Source organism: Streptomyces glomeratus (assembly GCF_021462825.1).
GTDB classification, from domain to species: Bacteria; Actinomycetota; Actinomycetes; order Streptomycetales; family Streptomycetaceae; genus Streptomyces; species Streptomyces glomeratus.
On record NZ_JAKEEB010000104.1, the window covers coordinates 1 to 662 of the forward strand.

1 protein-coding gene is annotated in these 662 nt (G+C 68.3%); it reads right to left on the reverse strand.

Annotated features, from left to right (window positions below; genetic code table 11):
• The coding region (locus LZ604_RS35510) for an APC family permease (protein ID WP_505016499.1) at window positions 1-662 on the reverse strand (662 nt) is incomplete at both ends.

Consider the following 662-nt stretch of genomic DNA (forward strand, 5'->3'; position numbering starts at 1 on the left):
AGCCGGGACAGCAGCGATACGAGGATGATCCCGGCGATGAAGCAGGCACCGATCTTCACACCGTCCGGCCGCTCGATGACGTTGGCGACGGTGGTGTAGAGGAAGACGGCGGAGATGACGGCGAACCCCAGGGTCCAGCGCCGTTGGCCGGACTTGCGGGCGGCGATGGTCACCGCGATCGCCGCGGAGCTGATCAGCACCAGCACACCGGTGGCGTAGGCGCCGCCCTGGGCGTCCACGTTGGCGTTGAAGATCCAGGTGACGAGGAAGGCGATCAGGGTGAAGACCATGACCATGGGCCGCACGGCCCGGGCCCAGTGCGGGGCCATGCCGTAGCGGGGCAGATAGCGGGGCATCAGGTTCAGCAGCCCGGCCATCGCGGAGGCGCCCGCGAACCACAGGATCGCGATCGTCGAGACGTCGTACACCGTGCCGAAGGCGCCGCCCAGATACTCGTGCGCGAGGTAGGCGAGGGCGCGGCCGTTGGCCGGGCCGCCGGTCTTGAAGGCGTTCGCCGGGATCAGCAGCGTCGTGATGAAGCTGGTCGTGATCAGGAAGCCGCTCATGATCAGGGCGGCGGTCGTGAGCAGCTTCTTGGTGTCCCGGATCCGGCCGGTCGGCTTCTCCTCGGTGTCGTCCGGGTCGCCCTGCACATGGGGCAT